Source organism: Enterococcus sp. AMC1623, from assembly GCF_058216495.1.
On the sequence record NZ_CM177096.1, the window covers coordinates 588045 to 607087 of the forward strand.

The window sequence follows — 19043 nt, forward strand, 5'->3', positions numbered from 1 at the left end:
TCAAATGACAAGTTTAAACTGTTTGAACAACCATGAAATTATTCGAACAATTTTTCATAGGCAATTGTTTCTAGGTAATCTGAGAGTTTTTTAGAAAAATTTTCTAATATGTTCATGGGGGGATGTAATTTGGAAAAAGAAGCACTAAAAAAAACAGTTCCTTATTGGAAACAAATTTTATTCATTTTGACTGCTGGCTGGGTAGTTATCTGGATTTATCGAGACGCATATCCTCCGATTTATCCAATCATTAAAGAATTTTTTGGTGGAGCAAGCGATGCACAAATTGGTTATATTTCTAGTTATTATTTTTTAGGTTATGCGTGTATGCAAATTCCATCAGGGATATTAGTCGATAAATTAGGGCGAAAGAAGATTCTTATTCCAGGATTTATTATTTTCGGTTTTGGTACATTGCTTGTAACGACAGCAACAACACTACCCGTGGTATATTTAGGAAGTGTGTTATCTGGACTGGGATGTGGAACCTATTATGGTGTTGCATATTCCTTAACAAATGAATTTGTTCCTCCAAAAAAACGCAGTATCGCAACAGCTATTGTGAATAGTGGCACAGCATTGGGGTGTGGAATAGGCTTGATTTCATCTAATATTTTAGTAGGTGGACGTATTATTCCATGGCAAGCTATTTTTTTACTTCCGATGTTTTTGATTATTGTGATGCTAGTTATTTTTACTAAATATATCCGACCAGAAGAAATAAAAGAAAGAACAATTTCAAAAGGTCAGTCAAAAAAAGTATCCATTAAAGAATTTTTTAAGCCGCAAATGGTTGCAGCGTATATCTTGTATTTTTCAACATTATATACATATTATTTAATTGATACATGGTTACCCAATTTTTTAGAAACCGAACGTGGAGTTCCCAACAATTTTGTAGGAATTATTTCAGCAATGGTCTTTTTTGTGGCAATTCCGGGAGCATTAATTTTTAGTCGTTTAGCAGATGAAATGCCGCAATACAAAGAACGATTTATTATTATTTTAGAGCTTTTGGCGGCAACTATTTTATTATTCACGTTGTCACCAATAACTGAGGGCAGACAAACATTACTAATCATAGGTTTTATTTTGTATGGTTTTTTTGGAAAATTAGCAGTCGAACCAATTATTATTTCTTGGTTAGGACAATTTGCTCCAAGAAAAAATATCGCAACAACTTATGGTGTGTTCAATTTCTTTGGAATGACCGCTTCAGTTCTCGTTCCTACAGTCACAGGCTTTATTTCAGATAAAACAGGTTCAAAAGTCTATGGTTTTTACCTAGCTATCTGTATTATTTTAGTTGGCACCTTATGTTTTTATTTGATTAATAAGTTCTTTCCAACTGAAAACCTGGAAAAAGTATAGCATAAGAGCAATCTTTTTCACGATATTTGTAATATAAAAGATAAAATAGACAAGTAGACTGCTTTGGCAGATGCTTGTTTTTTTATTTGTTGAACTTCTTGATTTAAAAATAAGTTCGCAGGCAACTTAAGTTCAGGTATTTTTTCTTCATTTATAACTTTTGGGAATGAATCCCCAATTAAAAAAGTCTACCAATGATTTTGATGGAAAAAATGGATTTATTGAAAACCCTGTTTGATAAAGGATTCTTTTACAGCAGGTGATGGTTCCACCGAGTATTCCCACTAAAATTGATTTTGATATTTTTCGTGGGATTGTTAAGGTGCATTGGGATTTTAAGAAAATAATTCTTAAAATATTAATTGTTGTTATGCTAACGAAAAAAGCTCTTATTGATTGTACTATAAGTGCTTTTTTTGCGCTTTATTAATGAAAAGAGTCATTTCTCGTAAATGTTCTTTCTTTGTCTACCGCGATTGCTGTTTCAGTTCCTGTATAACTTTTATAATAGTAATTCATATGGAGAGACTTTTTTTGCCTTTGTAATCATCATTGCAATTTCTTCAGGCGTTTCTAGCCCGCCTTTTTTTATCCATAAATGAATGATTCCAGCAATACTAGATAATAAAATTTCTTTGGCATAATCATCAGGCAGTTCTTTTTTTGAAAATTGTAGACTTTTTGACAAATTTAATTTTGAATGAATCAACTCATTAAGTATATCTTTAACCATTTGCATAAAATGAGGATCTCCTCCTTCACTTGCTAACGCTTGAATTAAGCTAAAATCATTTTTCACATAAATCAAGGCTTGAAGGATGGATTCATAAGGAATGAGTTGAAGTGGATCTTCAAGATTTTTCGGATTTTTATCCAATAGTAAAATTTGTTTAAGATTATAAATTGCTTCCATTTCTAATTTTTCCATCAAATCATATTTGTCTACATAATGAAGATAAAAGGTTCCTCGATTAATATTACACTGTCGAGCAATATCACTAACGGTCATCCCTTCTAATCCTTTTTCGTTGATTAAGTTGATAAAGGCTTCTTTTATTTTATCTTTTGTTTGTGTATTTCTTCTCATTTTTTCTCACCTTTCTTGTAAAATAAACACATTTGTAAAAAGTGTTTATTGCCATTGCTTGGGGTTAATTATATACTAGCCATGAGTTTAAATCAACACGTTGTTCATTTAAAGGAAGGAAGAGGATTATGAGTTATATCGAAGTTATTAACAGCTATAAACGTTATCACATGGGAAATACAGAAATTGTAGCGAACAATAATGTGTCATTTGAAGTAGAAAAAGGTGAGTTAGTCATCATTCTAGGTGCTTCTGGTGCTGGTAAATCAACCATGTTAAATATATTAGGTGGCATGGATACAAATGATGAAGGACAAATTATTATCGATGGAAATGATATTTCTGATTACAATTCAAAACAATTAACAAAATATCGTCGTGAAGACGTCGGATTTGTATTCCAATTCTATAATTTAGTACCCAATTTAACATCCAAAGAAAATGTTGAATTAGCCTCAGAGATTGTGAAAGATGCTTCTGATCCAGTAGAAGTATTAAAGGAAGTTGGACTAGGCGAACGAATAGATAACTTCCCAGCTCAATTATCTGGCGGGGAACAACAAAGGGTTGCGATTGCTAGAGCTGTAGCAAAAAATCCAAAAATTTTACTTTGTGACGAACCTACAGGCGCACTTGATTACCAAACAGGGAAGCAAGTACTACAAATTTTGCAAGACATGAGTAGAGTCAAAGGTGCAACGGTAATTATTGTTACACATAACGGTGCCATTGCTCCTATTGCAGATCGTGTGGTTCGAATGAGAGATGCAACGGTTCAAAGTGTGGACATCAATCCTTCACCAAGTAAAATTTCAGATCTTGAATGGTAGGTGAGTAAAGTGAAAAAAATGTTATGGAAAGATATTTTCAAATCAATTTCTAAATCAAAAGGACGCTTCTTCTCTATTATGGGATTAATGCTGATTGGTTCCTTTGCACTTGTCGGATTGAAAGTGACTGGACCGAATATGCGTGCTACTGGGGAAAATTATTTTGATGAATTGAATGTATCCGATTTAACGATTATAGGAACATTGGGAATTGATGACAATGACGTTGAGGTAATTAATCAGGCAACCGGCATCGATTCTGTAGAGTATGGATATTTAAAAGACATGGTCATTAAAGAGACCAATTTGAGTATTAGAGTGTTTTCTAAAGGCGAACAAATTTCTGATTATCAAATTATAGAAGGAAAACTACCTGAAAAGGCAGAGGAAATCGCTCTTGATAACAAATATGTAGATCAATACAAAATTGGGGATACCATTGAATTTACAGAAGATGAAGACATCTCAGGAGAAACTATTTTAAAAAGACATAAATTTGAAATCGTTGGATTTGTCTACTCAGGTGAAATTCTATCCAGTATTAACCAAGGGGTCTCAACAGCAGGAACAGGATCATTAGAAGGTTACGCCGTGGTTCCTGAAAGTGCTTTTGACTCTGAAATCTATATGTTAGCTCGTGTAACATTTGAGGACTTAAACAATGTAGATCCTTATTCTGATCAATATACAGATTTACTGCAAACACATAAAGATAATTTGGATGAACTGCTAAAAGATCAACCGGATATCCGTTTAACAACGATTAAAGAAGAATATCAAAAACAAATTGATGACGGTCAAAAACAAATTGATGATGCGAAAAAACAATTAGAAGATACTGAAAAACAGTTAGAAGCTGCGAAAGAAAAATTAGCCTCTGGTGGCGAACAAATTGATGAAGCGCAAGAAGAATTAGCTTCTAAAGTTGCGGATGCCAATCAACAAATCAGTGACGGTGAAAACCAAATTGCAGATGCACAAGCAACTATTGCTGACGGAGAAAAACAACTATCTGCAGCCAAAGAGCAATTAAACAATGGTCAAGCGACATTAGATGAGAAATGGAATCAACTACAAAGTGCCAAAAGCCAATTAGAGCAAGCACGAGGATTATTGAATAATGCCGATGCGGAATTAACGACAGCAGCGAATTCATTAGCAACTGGGCGCCAACAAATTGCAAATGGTTACGGAAAAACTAATGAAAATCAAGCAAAGATTGCAATAGCAGAAAGTCAAATTGCAGCAGCAGAACAAGTTTTCTCAGAAAAACAACAAGAATACAATGCAAAAAACAATGAATACGAAACCGCACGTAATCGTTTCAATCAAAAACAACAAGAATACAACGCAGGCGTAGAGCAAGTTGAAGTAGCTCAAGCCAATTTAGACGCAAAACGCCAAGAATTAGAGTCAGGAAAACAGCAATATGAAGCAAACATTCAACGCTTAACAGCTGCTAAAAGTGAAGTGGAACAAGCACTCACAAACCCTGACCTAACAGAAGAAGAAACGGCTGAGCTATCGGCTAAACTTGAAGGTGTCAATCAAGACTTGAGTACGCTACAAAATGAGTACAATACATTTATCGAATCGACATACAACCCAGGTTTAGACCAAATAGCAACCGGTCAAAATGAAGTAGAGAGTAAAAGAGCAGAATTAGCTAATGCAAAAAGCCAACTAGACCCGATTGAACAAGAGTTAGCCAGTGCACAAAATGAGTTAAATGCCGCTTCTACAGAGCTTTCAAACGCAAAAGCAGAGCTAGACAGACAAAAACAAACGATTGCAAATTCAAAAAATCAATTGCAACAAGCACAAAATGAACTAGCTCAAAAAGAAGTACTCTTGAACCAAAAAGAAACAGAATATCAAAACGGATTAAATCAATACAATTCTGGTGTAGCAACGTACAATCAAAATTTAAATGCCTATTATGTAGGTTTAAATGAATGGTATGAAGGCGCATCTACCTTAGATAGTAAGTCTGAAGAATACCAAGCTACTGCTTCTAGATTAGCGCAAGCACAAAATGAGTTAGCCAATAAAGTAGACGAGCTAGAAACAGCCAAAAACACGCTTGCTGAAGAAAAAAGTGCGGGAGAACAACAGATAGAAGAGGCTAAACAAACACTCGCTGAAAACCAAAACGAATACGAGGAAAAGAACAAAGAGTTTCTATCGAAAAAAGAAGAAGCAGAAAAAGAAATTGCAGACAAACAAGAAGAACTTGATAAAGCCCAAGAAATGATTGATCACTTGTCCGTACCAACCTATTCATTGAATAGCCGTCGAGAAATGCCAGGTGGGGAAGGCTATAAAATTTATAGTAGCGTTTCTCAAATTGTCGATTCCTTAGCCAATGTTTTCCCTATTTTCCTTTATTTTGTGGCGGCATTGGTTACGTTGACTACTATGGCTCGATTTGTAGATGAAGAGAGAATCAAATCAGGAACATTAAAAGCATTGGGGTACGAAAATAAAGATGTTCTAAAGAAATTTGTGTTTTATGGGATGACTTCTAGTCTTTCAGGAACAATTTTAGGGATTATTTTAGGGCATACACTCTTGCCGCTAATTGTAAATAATGCCTATCATGCAGGATTTACCGTTCCAAACATAGAATTACATTTCTACTGGGGCATTTCATTAGTCGCTATCCTACTTGCTCTATTGAGTTCCGTTCTTCCTGCGTTTATTGCGGCTTCCAAAGAGTTAAAAGAAAAACCTGCACAACTCTTGCTACCGAAGCCACCTACAGCCGGTTCAAGAATTCTATTAGAACGAATCAAGCCTATTTGGAGTCAAATGAGTTTCACTCATAAAGTGACGGCGAGAAACATTTTCCGTTATAAACAAAGAATGATGATGACCATTTTTGGTGTTGCTGGCGCAGTGGCACTCTTATTTGCTGGATTTAGCGTACAGCATTCTATTGGTGGCATTAACGAGCGACAATTTGGTGACTTGATTCACTATAATATGATTGTTGCCCAAAATGATTATGTTTCAGATGAGCAAGAACAAAAAATCAACGATATGCTGCACTCTGATGAAGTAGCTCAAAATGAAGCCATTCACTACGAAGAGTTAACAAAAGTTGCAGGAGCAAATAAAGATACACAAGAGATAAAATTAATTGTTCCAGAAGAAGACGAAAATTTTTCAGATTATATCAACCTAATAAATAGAAAAAGCAAGGATTCCTTGTCATTGCCAGACGATGGCGTAATTATCTCTGAACGTTTAGCAACACTTCTAGATTTAAAAGTTGGAGATACTGTAGCATTAGAAGACAGCACCAACACCGAAAGAGAAATGAAAGTCACTGGAATTGCGGAAATTTATATGGGACACTTTGCTTTTGCAAATAAAGAAAGTTACGAATCCATTTTTGGAACACCATTCGAAACAAATGCCTATCTTGTAAACCTAAAAGACAATTCCACTGAAAATACGAAAGAACAATCTTCTAAGTTTATTACTTTAGATGGGGTAACCGGTGTTGTTCAAAATACAACACTGACCAACCAAATTGAAACCATTGTGCACTCACTAGATAAGATCATGACTGTCTTAATTCTTATTGCAGCATTGTTAGGCGTGGTTATTTTGTACAATTTGACGAATATCAATGTTTCAGAACGAATGCGTGAACTTTCAACAATTAAAGTACTCGGATTTTACGAAAAAGAAGTCACGCTTTATATTTATCGTGAGACGATCTTATTAACAATCTTGGGTATTATCACAGGATTTGGAATCGGAAGACTGTTGCATCAGTATATTATTACGGTCGTTCCACCAGATGACGTGATGTTTAACCCTTCATTAGCGGCAATCAGCTTTATTGTTCCAGCGCTGATTATCGCAGTGGTCACAACCATATTGGCATTTGTCATTAATAGTCGGTTGAAAAAAGTAGACATGTTGGAAGCCTTAAAATCTGTAGATTAAACAACTATTTATCTGAGTAGATTCCATAGATGTGTACTAAAACTAGACAAAAAGTGGCTCTCTTAACACTTGTTAAGGGAACCACTTTTTGGTTTTTTTTGATTGGTTTTATCAAATGATTGTAATTTATTGGTAATCAATATATTCGGCAACTATTGATTGTAATTAGTTTGGGATATGAAAGCACGTTAACTAAATTGAAAAAGATTGTGTAGACAGCATTGGAATTTCAAATAATGTGTTTGACTATACGATTGTTTTAATGGGTTTTGGAGTACCTTCTTAAAATATTTAAAATTGAATTTCAATCAAAAAGTATAAGAAATAATTTTATGGATGTCTACATCCTCATCAGCTAAGTCTTAGATTTGAGAACTAAAAAAATTACAGAAACGAATGCTTCATCTGATAACTTAAATTAATACTTAATTACTATGGATAACAATTGATATGGATTCTATCAGTTAGGAAGACTATCATTAGTGCTTACGATTTTTGGTATCAATGAGCCAGTTATTTTTGCAACGCCAATTGTAAGGAATCCTGTTATGGCTATTTCGTTTATTTTCCCCCCCTTTGTTTCAAGTTTATTGACTTATTCTGCATTGTATACAGAAATTGTTTCGTTATATACCGCAGTTCAGGTACCATGAGCTACATCACTTATTATTTATGGATTTTTATTAAATGGGCAAGACTCATTATTACAAGCGATAGTCCTGGGAATAAGTATATTGATATATATCCATTTGCACGAAAGATGGATCAAATAAATTTAAAAGTAAGATATTACTGAAATGTTTTAATTAAAGGTTACACTATGTCTTTTTTACTTTACTAAAAATGCGTCTGTTAGTGAGCACAATAGTAGAATGACTTTTTTCTAGAAAGAACGAATAGCTTGTTGTATGATAATAAGAAGAATATGGAGCAGAGGAGAGAAATGTGATGCCGACAATGAATGATGTAGCGAAATTAGCAGGAGTTTCACGAGGAACAGTCTCGAACTATGTTAATGGAGTGAAGGTAAAAGAAAGCTCTCAAAAAAAAATTCAATCGGCTATTGAGCAATTGAATTATATCCCCAATATAATGGCAAGAGAATTGAAAATGAATCGTTCGAATTTAGTTGTTTTTATTATTCCGTCGACACGAACCCCTTTCTTTGCGGAATTAACACATAAGATGCAGCAAGCGTTACGAGAAGAAAATTTCAAGATGTTGCTGTGCAATTCCAACAATGAAATTAAAGAAGAACTAGAGTATATTCAAATGGCGAAGGAACAGAAAGTGGCAGGAATTATCACCATTTCTTATAGTGATTTGGCACCGTATATAATGACTGAATTACCGATTGTCTCGATTGAAAAAAGGTTGTCAGAAACAATTCCTTGTATCTCAGCTGATAATTATAGTGGTGGTAAATTAGCTGCACAAAAGTTAGTGGAGAAGGGATCAAAAAATCTGTTAGTGATTACGAGAAGTACTTATAAAACAGAAGTCAATTATGGGCAACGAGTAACGGGGGTTATTGATTATTGTGAACAAGAAGGTGTATCGTACACACTTTTTGATTCAAGAACACATGAAGAAGAATTTTATCCAGAGCTAGCGGACTATATTGGAGGTTTAGCACGGAAAGGTTTTCCTTATGACGGTATTTTTGCAGTTGCCGATCAATACGCAGATTTTTGCTTAAATATTTTAGAAAGTGCGAAGTATGAAATACCAAAGGACATACAAATTATTGGTTTTGATGGAGGACGGATGTATCCTGAACAACAACGCTTTGTTTCATCCATTCGTCAACCGATTTCAGAGATTGTCCAACAAAGTGTTCATAGTTTACAGTTAATCTTACAAAATAAGGAAAAGAAAGTCTATCAGACCCAATATTTACCTGTTGATTACCTTGAAGGTATCACGACCCGAAGAATGTAGCAGATTATAAAGGAAACTCTGACACAGATGAAGTAGCCTGTATCAGAGTTTTTTTGATAAAAAAACCTTTGACAAGGGTTACATTTTATTTTATAGTAAAGATACAAATTTGGAACGTTCCAAAAATAGCGAGTTCCATATTTGTATTTTTAAAAATATTTTTTGGAACGTTCCAAAAAAGGAGGAGCTTATGAAAAAGTTTGTAATCGCTTCACATACAAAGATGGCACAAGGGATTCAAAGCACATTGGAATTATTTGTAGGAAGAGAATTAGATGTAACTTATATGTGTGCATACGTAGAAGGTGAGCTGGAGATTGAGAAGCAAATCGAAGTATTTTTTGCTGATTTGAAAGAAGACGATCAAGCGGTGATTTTTACGGATATGTTTGGCGGTAGTGTGAATCAGAAGATGACAGTGGCAGCACAAGGAAAAGAAAATGTCTTCATTGTAGCAGGATTTAATCTACCTGTAGTGATTGAAGTGATTTTTGGTGCAGAGGTTTATACAAAAGAAATTATTCAAGCGTTGGTTGAAAATGGAAAAAATGCGATGACGTTTGTTGGTGCACCGGAAGAAATAAAAGAAGAAGCACCGATTGCTACACAAGAAACAGCAAATGAATCGGTTGAAGAAGTAGTGGCATTTACTGGAACGTTACCAACAACCTTGCGCGTGGATGAGCGATTGATTCATGGACAAATTGCGATGGTTTGGTCAAGAGAGTTAAATTTACATGGGATTTTAGTTGCTAATGATGAGGTCGCAAAAAATGAAACACAACAAATGGCATTAAAAATGGCTGTACCAGCAGGAATCAATGTGTTGATTCGTTCGATTGATGATATAGCTACTATTTTGAAAGATCCTCGTGCACAATCGAAACGATTGTTGGTTTTAGTTCGTACAGTAGGAGATGCGCTAAGACTTGCAGAGAAAGTGCCAAATATGAAATACATCAATATTGGAAATGTTGGAAAATCAGTAGAAGGTAAAAAAGAAACGTTAACACAATTTGTTATGTTGACTGCTAAAGAAAAGGAAAGTCTTGTTGAATTGGTTAAAATTTATCCAGAGACTGCTTTACAAAATGTACCATCTGATAGAAAAGAATTAGCAACATCATTTATTAAGTAGAGGAGAAAAATATATGTTAATAGAAGCTATTATTGTGGCACTTATCGTTTTCCTGACGGTAGGTGGTCAAGAACTTTTAGGATTTACAATGTTGGGGCGTCCGATTGTCATTGGTCCATTATTAGGTTTATTACTTGGAGATATCGAAACAGGATTATTAATTGGAGCAGCGTTAGAAACTATTTTTATGGGTGTGATTAATATTGGTGGAGCAAGCTCCGCTGAACCTGGATTAGCAGCAGCACTTGCGACAGCTTTTGCCATCAATATGAATGCTGGTGTTGAAGTGGCTATTCCAATTGCTGTCCCACTAGGAATTATTGGTTTACAAGTCAAAACTTTATTGTACGTTGCTGTTGTAGGACCATTTGCAGCGAAATTCGATGCAATGGCAAAAGAAGGAAACAGTAAAGGAATTGCCCGTTTGCACTTTGGTTTGTGGGGATTGCAGTGGTTCATATATTCATTGATTCCATTTTTTGCTATTTTATTTGGTTCAACGGCTACACAACGCGTGCTAGAGCAAATACCTGAAGTGATTGTTCATGGGTTAAGTATTGCTGGAAATCTATTGCCTGCTGTGGGAATGGCTATGCTTTTGAATATTTTATGGGACAAGGGTGTGGCGGTTTATTACTTCTTAGGTTTTATTTTGATTGCTTACTTCCAAACACCACTGATTGCGGTGGCTGTAATTGCTTTAATTATTGCAATTGTGAGTGCAAGTCGTGACTTAGACTTGAAAGAAATCAAAAAGCAATTGAGCACAGCGCCAACAGGACCTTCTACTTCAAAAAATAAAGCGGATATTGAAGTGGATGAATTTTTCAAATAAGCAGGAGGATGGGAAAAATGACGAATCAAACATCACAAACAACCAATGAAAAGAAATTATTGAAACAATTGTACTGGCGTTCATTTACACTGTATGCAGCAGTTACTCCTTCTAAACAAGGGGCTTCAGGTTTTTCTTATGCAGTGCAACCATTCTTGGATACCTTCTATAAAGGGAACGAAGAGGGAAGAAAAGAAGCGATGGTGCGTCAAATGTCTTACTTTAATACCAACGTAGCGATGTATCCTTTTATTTTGGGAATTGTGGCTTCTATGGAGAAAGAAAACAGTGAAAAAGAAGACTTTAATGAAGAATCTATCAATGCAATTAAAACAAGTTTGATGGGACCTTTAGCAGGTATCGGAGATTCTGTTTTCTGGGGTGTCTTACGCACGTTATCTGCCGGGATTGCTGTAGGATTGGCACAGGCAGGCAATGTCTTTGCACCGATTGTGTTTTTGTTACTTTTCAATTTACCAGTACAAATTTTACGTTTTAAAGGTGGACAATTAGGCTATTCTCTAGGTTCTTCTTATATTTCTAGCCTGTATGAAAATGGCTTGATTAATATTTTAACAAAAGCAGCAAGTATTGTCGGTCTTGCGATGGTTGGTGCGATGACGAGTCAAATGGTCAATCTTGAAATTGTCTGGAATATGACAATGGATGGCGAAGTAGTCATGAATATTCAAGAGATGCTTGATCAAATTTTTGTAGGTCTTATTCCGTTGGTGATTACCTTATTTAGCTTTTACCTATTGAAGAAGAAAATTGTAAGTATCAACGTATTGATTTTTGGAATGATTATTTTAGGAATTGTTTTGGCACTCTTAGGAATTGCCTAGAACAGGAAAGGAAATATGATGCGAAGTACATGGTGGAAAGATGCAGTTATTTATCAAGTGTATCCGAAAAGTTTTAAAGACACAAACAATGACGGTATTGGAGATTTAAAAGGAATTCAAGAAAAGTTACCGTATCTAAAAGAATTAGGGATTGATGCGATTTGGATTAGTCCAGTGTACCTGTCTCCTCAAATTGACAATGGCTATGATATTGCAGATTATTATCAAATTGATCCAATGTTTGGATCAAATGAAGATATGGATGATTTGATTGCTGCGGCTCATGCACAAGAGATTAAAATTATTATGGATTTTGTGGCAAATCATACATCGGATCAATGTGTTTGGTTCCAAGAAAGCCGGAAGTCAAAAGACAATCCATATAGTGATTTTTATATGTGGAAAGATGCTGGACCAAACCGTGAGGTACCCAACAACTGGGGTTCTAGTTTTGGTGGACCTGCTTGGACTTGGGATGAGTCTCGTCAGCAATACTATCTACACTATTATGCGAAAGAACAACCAGATTTGAATTGGGAAAATCCCAAAGTTCGTGAAACAATTTATGAAATGATGCATTATTGGAAGAAAAAAGGAATTGATGGTTGGCGTATGGACGTGATTACATCTATTTCAAAAGATTTGGATTTTCCAGATAATGAAATTCCGTTTGCGAAGAACAATCAACATAACGGGCCACGTATGCATGAATTTATTCATGAAATGAACCAACGTGTGCTGACCCCCCTAGATATGATGAGTGTAGGGGAGGCACCCGCTGCTAAAGCATCGAATGCCCATTTATTAGTGGATCCAAAACGAGAAGAGTTGGATATGGTCTTTACCTTTGAACATATGCATATTGATCGTAAAAAAGGAGACGTGAACGGTCGGTGGGCACTGCAAGCCCCTGATATTGTGGCACTGAAGAACATCATGAGTGAATGGCAGGAGAACTTACGTGATCGTGGATGGAACGCTTTGTATTTTGCCAACCATGACCGTGCAAGAATTGTTTCTAGATGGGGGAATGATAGGGACTATCATTATGAATCAGCGACTGCTTATGCGACAATTCTTCACGGGCAACAAGGCACGCCTTATGTTTACCAAGGGGAAGAAATTGGGATGACCAATCCGAAATTTGAATTGGAAGAGTATGTAGATATTGAGCTGCGTGGTAATTATGAACATTTTGTAGAAGATCAACAGACGATTTCAAAAAAGGATTTTTTGGATGCGGTACACAAGGTGAGTCGTGACAATGCACGTACACCTATGCAATGGAATAATAAAAAAAATGCTGGGTTCTCAGAAGCAGATCCGTGGTTTAAAGTAAATCCAGATTATACAGAAATAAATGTAGAAAAAGATCTTACCTCAGAGAAATCTATTTTCCGCTACTATCAAAAATTGATTGCGTTGCGTCATCAAGAAGAAATCTTGAAAGAGGGAACGTATAGATTGTTACTCCCTGAACATCCAGCAATTTTTGCTTATGAACGTCAGCTGGATGAACAAAAATGGTTAGTGGTTGCAAACCTATCAGAATATACACATGATGTGGCAGAGCTTTTTGATGATGTGCAGGTCTATCGCTTTGTCATTCAAAATAAAGAAAGAGAAACAGTGACAGATGCTTTACGTCCATATGAAAGCTTTATTATACAAGTAGTAGAGTAAATAGAAACTGCCTGACCAATAGATGGTTAGGCAGTTTTAGACTGTATACAAAGTCTATATTTTGTATACAGTCTTTTTTATAATAATTGAAAACGAATACAAAGGTAGGGTATAACAGCAACAAAAAAATTAATATTCAAATAGAAATGATTTGAATATACTATTTCATTCTATAGAAAGCTTGAGACATATTTATTAATTTAATATGTCTCAAGCTTTTAGATAGTTAAAATGGCAATTGAATAATTTGGACTCCAAGTTTTTCTATCTCATCAAGCACTTTTTTATCAGAATAAATATCAGTAATCAATACATCAATGTCCGTGATATTACCAATTGTAAAATTTGATGATTTGCCAATTTTACGATAATCAGCAACTAAAATTAACTTACCTGAATTTTCAATCATTTTAGTATTAATTCGTGCTTCATGAATGACTGATGTAGAAATACCCGTTTTTAAATCTAAACCACTACATCCGATAATAGTTACGTCTGATCGGGCATTGCTAAAAGATTCCATCGCAATATCACCGAATAAAGCTTCTTTGGGGTAGCGAATTTCGCCACCGCTAAGAATAATCGTTGATTGAGGATGATGGTTCATATGGATAATTTTTGTGTTATTTGTCAGTACATTGATTGTTTTATCAGTAGTATATGACAGTGATTGAATGGCAGTGCTACTGGTATTGATGAAAACTGTGTCGTGATCAGAAATAAATGTAGCCGCTTCTTTTGCTAGACGAGCTTTGATGTGTGCCATAGAATCTGCATTGTCTTGGTCATACATTTCAGCATTTTGAATTTCAATCTTACCAAAAGATATCTTGATTTGATTCATTTCACTTAAAACTGTACAGTCTCTACGAATAGTCATCTCAGATACTGTAAATTCTTGACTAAGTGTTTTGGCATCAGTTATTTTCAATTCTTTAATTCGCTCTAATAGTTGATTTCTTCGTGCTTGAACTTCTTCATTGGATCGCTTCATTTCCACTACTCCTTGCTAAAGACAGGGTATTCCCAACTTCTTCTGCTTTTTTTCTATATTTCCCATAATGAGACAAGTCAGCTAATTCCTTATAACAATCAGCAATCATAAAATACAAATAAGCTTGTTCACGTAAATTTAATTGTTTGACTGCGACTTTCTTAAACTGGGTGATACTTTTTTTATTTCGTCCTGCTAAGGCATAACGAATACCGTCAATTTCTTCCCATGAAAATAAGGGACTGTATCTTTTTTGTTTCATTTTTTTGAAATCAGCTAATTTTTTTAGTTGATTAGTAGCGCGTTTATTATCTCTTAGGAAATAATAGCATATTAATGAATGATGGTAGTAGATAAAAAGATAATCAATCGTGGAACGGAAAAATCGTTGATGTTTTTCCATATGGTTTAGACATTCTTGATAGTTTCCTTCATCTATTAAAAGCAAGGAATCAAATAAAATTACAGAATTTTTAAAACCTTTAAATTTATCTTTTTCCAGCAATTGTTGGCGATATTTTTTAGCTAATAAAATATCTGTTTCCATAGTTAAAGAAGTAATCATTTTTTCATAAATAGTTTTTAGATACTCATAGTAGCAAGAAATACTTATTACTAAACTACCAATTGTGATAAAAGTAATTTTAGCTATAAGCATCTCTGTAGTGATACCTAAATAGATGACATAACCAATAAAAATTAAATAAATACCCCATGTATAGCTCTTTTTAAACATTTTTCTCACCTCGAAAGCATTATAACATAAAAAAACATCCGTTAACATTTTATATGTTTATTTAACGTTAAAAAAAGATTAATAAGTGGTTTTTCTAAAAAAAAAACGTAAATAAACATATAATTTTGTTAATTAACATAAAAATATGTTGAAAGCGTTTGATAAAATGTTAAACTCAAATTGTAAAATAAAACAAAGTGGAGGAAGTAAGTTTATGGCACATGTTGATAATGTAACAAGAGAAAGTTGGATTTTATCTACGTTTCCTGAATGGGGAACGTATCTAAATGAAGAGATTGAGCGTACGGTAGTTAAAGAAGGAACTGTTTCAATGTGGTGGTTAGGGTGTACGGGAATTTGGTTAAAAAGTGCGGGTACAACCAACATTTTATGTGACCTTTGGACTGGAACTGGGAAACAAACACATGGGAATGGCATGATGAAAAAAGGTCATCAAATGATGCGCATGAGTGGTGTACAAAATATGCAACCCAACTTACGTACCCAACCATTTGTAATTGATCCTTTTGCAGTGAAAGATGTTGATGCATTAGTAGTCACGCATATTCATTCTGATCATTTAGATATTAATACTGCAGCAGCTGTGCATCAGAATTGTCCAAAAGCCAAATTTATTGGTCCGCTAGAAGTAGTCAATACTTGGTTGAAATGGGGGATTCCCAAAGAAAAGACGATTATCGTAAAACCAAACGATAAAGTACAAATACAAGATATTACTATTGTAGCATTAGAAGCTTTTGACCGAACTGCATTAGTGACTGAATCAGATCCTAATGTATTGTTAAGTGGAAAAATGCCAAAAAATATGGACTTGATTGCAGTCAATTATTTATTTGAAACATCAGGTGGGAATATCTACCATGCTGGGGATTCTCATTATTCCAACATGTTTGCAAAGCATGGTAACGAACATACTATTGACGTGTGTTTAGGTGCATATGGTGAAAATCCTCGTGGAATTACAGATAAAGTAACTTCAGTAGATATGTTACGCATGGCTGAATCATTAAATGCTAAAGTAGTCATTCCCGTACACTATGATATTTGGGCAAATTTTATGGCAGATCCTAAAGAAATAACTGAAATTTGGAAGTTAAAAAAAGATCGTTTGAAATATCAATTTAAACCGTACATTTGGCAAGTCGGTGGTCAATTTATTTATCCAACAAATAAAAATGATATGGAGTTTAATTTCTATCGTGGTTTTGATGATGTCTTTACGATTGAAAATGATACACCATTTCCATCGTTCTTATAGAAATAAAAGAAGAAAGGAGAATTTCTATGCTTCGTTACTTTTATGACAACCAATTAATCAAAATTATGGATAAGCAACCCAAAAATTGGGAAGAAGCTATTCGATTTAGTGGTGAGATTTTAAAGGAACATCATTTGATTACTGATCAATATATTGAAGATATTATTCGAGATTGTCATGAATATGGACCGTACATTGTCATTATTCCAGATGTAGCAATGCCACATTCTTCTGCTGAAAGTGCAGGGGTTCTTGGGACAGGAATTGGTTTTACAATCATGCAAAAACGAGTTTCTTTTGAGGAAGGCAATCCCGAAAAAGATGCTAAATTATTTTTCACACTAGCTGCTAAAGATGCTGATTCACATATGAAAAATATTGCGAATTTATCTGAACTTTTAATGATGGAGGATATGGTACCAGATTTGTTGACAATTGAAACACTTAGAGATTTTGAAAGAATCATGGAAAAACACGGAATGTAATTTTTTAGAAAAGAGGGAGATAAATGGATGCATTACTGAATTTTTTGTTAGGTATTTGGGATTATTTTGCACAAAATATTCTAACAAAACCAGCATTTCTAATTGGTTTTATTGTGTTACTTGGATATATTCTTTTGAAAAAGCCATTGTATGAAAGTGTTGCGGGCTTCTTGAAGGCTACTGTCGGATATTTAATTTTATCAGTTGGCTCTGGTGGGCTGGTAAATAATTTTCGACCAATTTTAGTTGGGTTAAAAGAACGCTTCAATTTAGATGCGATGGTTACTGATCCATATTTTGGGCAAAACGCAGTGACTGCAGGAATTGAAGAAACATTTGGACGTACTTTCGGGGATACGATGCTACTATTGCTGATTGCTTTTGTGTTTAATATCTTATTGGTTCGTTTTAAAAAATATACGAAATTACGTGCTGTATTTACAACAGGTAATGTACAAGTACAACAAGCTGCAACTGCATTTTGGTTATTATTATTTTGTTTTCCTGAATTAGGTAGAATTGAAGTTTTACTAGTGATGGGATTAATTTTAGGATGCTATTGGGCAGTCGGTTCGAATTTGACAGTAGGGATTTGTCAAGATTTAACAGAAGGGGCTGGCTTTGCAATTGCGCATCAACAAATGTTTGGCTTATATTTCTTTGCTCGTTTATCAGAGCGCTTTAAGAAGAATAAAAGTAATCGTAAATTAGAAGATGTTGAATTGCCAGGATTTTTATCGATATTCAATGAAAATATGGTTGCTACATCAGTATTAATGATTTTCTTCTTTGGTATTATCCTGTTGACATTGGGACAAAATTACTTAATTGATGCTGGTTTTATGGTTGAAGGTCAAAGTTTCTTATTTTATATATTAGAAACATCGCTAATGTTTGCAGTGTATTTAGCAATTTTGCAATTAGGTGTTCGAAACTTTGTATCGGAACTGACCGAGTCATTCCAAGGAATTTCCAATACAATTTTACCAGGTGCTGTTCCAGGAATTGATATCGCCGCAACGTTCGGTTTTGGCTCTCCTAATGCTGTAACAATTGGTTTCTTATTTGGTGCGTTAGGTCAATTTATCACAATTTTACTTTTGATTTTAATTAAATCACCAACAGTCGTTATTGCTGGATTTATTCCGTTGTTTTTTGATAACGCAGCGATTGCAGTGTTTGCCAATAATCGTGGAGGGATTAAAGCTGCTATTATCTTCCCGTTCATTTCAGGAATCATTCAAATTGCTGGTTCAGCTTTGATTGCAACTTGGGTAGGTTTAGCACCATATGGCGGTTATCTCGGCATGCTTGATTGGGCAACGGTATGGCCATTCTTTACAGTATTAATGAAGTTCTTAGGATTTATTGGTGTTGCATTAGTAGTAATTATTTTACTAGCTATACCACAGATTCAATATCGTGCCGATCCAAAAGGTTATTTCTTAAAAGTGGATGATTACGATGCGTATTTGGAACAAGAAAAAGCAAATTCATAAAAAATAAAATAGATGGAGGAATAAAAAATGCGAGTATTAGTATCATGTGCAAATGGTTCAGGAACAAGTTTAATGATGATGAGAAGTGTGGAGAAAGCGTTGAAAGCAGAGGGATTTCGTATTACGAATATCCATCACTGTGCTATTTCTGAAGGTAAGAGTACTGCTAAAAGTTATGATGTTGTTTTCACACCAATGAATTTTGTGAGTATGTTTGATTCTGCTAAAGAAAAAGGTGTAACTGTTATTGGTGTTAAAAATGTCATGTCACCAAAAGAGATTACAGAACGTGTGAATGAAAGTGACTTGAAAGAAAGATTTCTTAAATAAAAATGCTGAGACAACGGCGAAAAATAAAAT

The 19043-nt window shown here is 34.6% G+C and carries 16 protein-coding genes; 13 read left to right on the forward strand and 3 right to left on the reverse strand.

Going from position 1 to position 19043, the window contains the following annotated elements; translation table 11 throughout:
• The first annotated feature begins 129 nt into the window (after positions 1-129).
• Positions 130-1371, forward strand: a complete 1242-nt coding sequence (locus AC4BC7_RS02940) for an MFS transporter (RefSeq protein WP_243430418.1) — start codon at positions 130-132, stop codon at positions 1369-1371.
• A 502-nt stretch (positions 1372-1873) separates the two neighbouring features.
• On the opposite strand, the gene AC4BC7_RS02945 is transcribed toward AC4BC7_RS02940, so the two are convergent.
• Entirely contained in the window at positions 1874-2458 is a 585-nt protein-coding gene (locus AC4BC7_RS02945) for a TetR/AcrR family transcriptional regulator (RefSeq protein WP_207940409.1), read from the reverse strand.
• Positions 2459-2586: 128 nt separating this feature from the next.
• Here AC4BC7_RS02945 and AC4BC7_RS02950 point away from each other — a divergent pair, with 128 nt between their 5' ends.
• The 8 genes from AC4BC7_RS02950 (at position 2587) to AC4BC7_RS02985 (ending at position 13690) form a co-directional block, all read left to right on the forward strand.
• The gene (locus AC4BC7_RS02950) at positions 2587-3288 is read left to right on the forward strand and encodes an ABC transporter ATP-binding protein (RefSeq protein ID WP_490503798.1); all 702 of its coding nucleotides are present in this window, start codon (positions 2587-2589) and stop codon (positions 3286-3288) included.
• A gap of 18 nt (positions 3289-3306) precedes the next feature.
• Positions 3307-7248, forward strand: coding sequence for an FtsX-like permease family protein (locus AC4BC7_RS02955; protein ID WP_490504402.1), 3942 nt, complete (start codon positions 3307-3309; stop codon positions 7246-7248).
• A 482-nt stretch (positions 7249-7730) separates the two neighbouring features.
• Positions 7731-7901 carry a hypothetical protein gene (locus AC4BC7_RS02960; RefSeq protein ID WP_207940411.1) on the forward strand — a complete coding sequence of 57 codons (171 nt, stop codon included), beginning with the start codon at positions 7731-7733 and terminating at the stop codon, positions 7899-7901.
• 295 nt (positions 7902-8196) lie between these two features.
• Positions 8197-9189 carry a LacI family DNA-binding transcriptional regulator gene (locus AC4BC7_RS02965; RefSeq protein ID WP_207940412.1) on the forward strand — a complete coding sequence of 331 codons (993 nt, stop codon included), beginning with the start codon at positions 8197-8199 and terminating at the stop codon, positions 9187-9189.
• Positions 9190-9379: 190 nt separating this feature from the next.
• Positions 9380-10327 (forward strand): PTS sugar transporter subunit IIAB, encoded by a 948-nt coding sequence (locus tag AC4BC7_RS02970; protein ID WP_490503799.1) that lies wholly within the window; start codon positions 9380-9382, stop codon positions 10325-10327.
• Positions 10328-10340: 13 nt separating this feature from the next.
• Positions 10341-11162 (forward strand): PTS mannose/fructose/sorbose/N-acetylgalactosamine transporter subunit IIC, encoded by an 822-nt coding sequence (locus tag AC4BC7_RS02975; protein ID WP_207940414.1) that lies wholly within the window; start codon positions 10341-10343, stop codon positions 11160-11162.
• An 8-nt stretch (positions 11163-11170) separates the two neighbouring features.
• On the forward strand, positions 11171-12007 hold the full coding sequence (locus AC4BC7_RS02980) for a PTS system mannose/fructose/sorbose family transporter subunit IID (protein ID WP_422389681.1): 837 nt from the start codon (positions 11171-11173) through the stop codon (positions 12005-12007).
• Between the two features lie 18 nt (positions 12008-12025).
• Positions 12026-13690, forward strand: coding sequence for a glycoside hydrolase family 13 protein (locus AC4BC7_RS02985; RefSeq protein ID WP_490504403.1), 1665 nt, complete (start codon positions 12026-12028; stop codon positions 13688-13690).
• Between the two features lie 226 nt (positions 13691-13916).
• On the opposite strand, the gene AC4BC7_RS02990 is transcribed toward AC4BC7_RS02985, so the two are convergent.
• Together AC4BC7_RS02990 and AC4BC7_RS02995 are read right to left on the reverse strand one after the other, a co-directional pair.
• Positions 13917-14684 (reverse strand): DeoR/GlpR family DNA-binding transcription regulator, encoded by a 768-nt coding sequence (locus AC4BC7_RS02990; RefSeq protein WP_490503800.1) that lies wholly within the window; start codon positions 14682-14684, stop codon positions 13917-13919.
• Positions 14668-15420 (reverse strand): hypothetical protein, encoded by a 753-nt coding sequence (locus AC4BC7_RS02995; protein ID WP_207940417.1) that lies wholly within the window; start codon positions 15418-15420, stop codon positions 14668-14670. Before AC4BC7_RS02995 ends, AC4BC7_RS02990 begins: the two co-directional genes overlap by 17 nt.
• A 214-nt stretch (positions 15421-15634) precedes the next feature.
• Here AC4BC7_RS02995 and ulaG point away from each other — a divergent pair, with 214 nt between their 5' ends.
• Genes ulaG through AC4BC7_RS03015 form a run of 4 tightly spaced genes read left to right on the forward strand, consistent with a single transcriptional unit; the run spans position 15635 to position 19013 of the window.
• Positions 15635-16699, forward strand: coding sequence for an L-ascorbate 6-phosphate lactonase (gene ulaG, locus AC4BC7_RS03000; protein WP_490503801.1), 1065 nt, complete (start codon positions 15635-15637; stop codon positions 16697-16699).
• 26 nt (positions 16700-16725) lie between these two features.
• Positions 16726-17184 (forward strand): PTS sugar transporter subunit IIA, encoded by a 459-nt coding sequence (locus AC4BC7_RS03005; protein ID WP_490503802.1) that lies wholly within the window; start codon positions 16726-16728, stop codon positions 17182-17184.
• Between the two features lie 23 nt (positions 17185-17207).
• A complete protein-coding gene (gene ulaA / locus AC4BC7_RS03010) occupies positions 17208-18683 on the forward strand; it encodes a PTS ascorbate transporter subunit IIC (RefSeq protein WP_490503803.1) in 1476 nt (491 codons plus the stop codon).
• Between the two features lie 27 nt (positions 18684-18710).
• Entirely contained in the window at positions 18711-19013 is a 303-nt protein-coding gene (locus AC4BC7_RS03015; protein ID WP_207940421.1) for a PTS sugar transporter subunit IIB, read from the forward strand.
• Positions 19014-19043: the final 30 nt, after the last annotated feature.

Bases quoted from the DNA above. Each gene is read 5' to 3' on its own strand.
- AC4BC7_RS02945 (WP_207940409.1), bottom strand. From the start codon at position 2,458: ATGAGAAGAAATACACAAACAAAAGATAAAATAAAAGAAGCCTTTATC.
- AC4BC7_RS02950 (WP_490503798.1), top strand. From the start codon at position 2,587: ATGAGTTATATCGAAGTTATTAACAGCTATAAACGTTATCACATGGGA.
- AC4BC7_RS02955 (WP_490504402.1), top strand. From the start codon at position 3,307: ATGTTATGGAAAGATATTTTCAAATCAATTTCTAAATCAAAAGGACGC.
- AC4BC7_RS02965 (WP_207940412.1), top strand. From the start codon at position 8,197: ATGCCGACAATGAATGATGTAGCGAAATTAGCAGGAGTTTCACGAGGA.
- AC4BC7_RS02970 (WP_490503799.1), top strand. From the start codon at position 9,380: ATGAAAAAGTTTGTAATCGCTTCACATACAAAGATGGCACAAGGGATT.
- AC4BC7_RS02975 (WP_207940414.1), top strand. From the start codon at position 10,341: ATGTTAATAGAAGCTATTATTGTGGCACTTATCGTTTTCCTGACGGTA.
- AC4BC7_RS02980 (WP_422389681.1), top strand. From the start codon at position 11,171: ATGGGAAAAATGACGAATCAAACATCACAAACAACCAATGAAAAGAAA.
- AC4BC7_RS02985 (WP_490504403.1), top strand. From the start codon at position 12,026: ATGCGAAGTACATGGTGGAAAGATGCAGTTATTTATCAAGTGTATCCG.
- AC4BC7_RS02990 (WP_490503800.1), bottom strand. From the start codon at position 14,684: ATGAAGCGATCCAATGAAGAAGTTCAAGCACGAAGAAATCAACTATTA.
- AC4BC7_RS02995 (WP_207940417.1), bottom strand. From the start codon at position 15,420: ATGTTTAAAAAGAGCTATACATGGGGTATTTATTTAATTTTTATTGGT.
- ulaG (WP_490503801.1), top strand. From the start codon at position 15,635: ATGGCACATGTTGATAATGTAACAAGAGAAAGTTGGATTTTATCTACG.
- AC4BC7_RS03005 (WP_490503802.1), top strand. From the start codon at position 16,726: ATGCTTCGTTACTTTTATGACAACCAATTAATCAAAATTATGGATAAG.
- ulaA (WP_490503803.1), top strand. From the start codon at position 17,208: ATGGATGCATTACTGAATTTTTTGTTAGGTATTTGGGATTATTTTGCA.
- AC4BC7_RS03015 (WP_207940421.1), top strand. From the start codon at position 18,711: ATGCGAGTATTAGTATCATGTGCAAATGGTTCAGGAACAAGTTTAATG.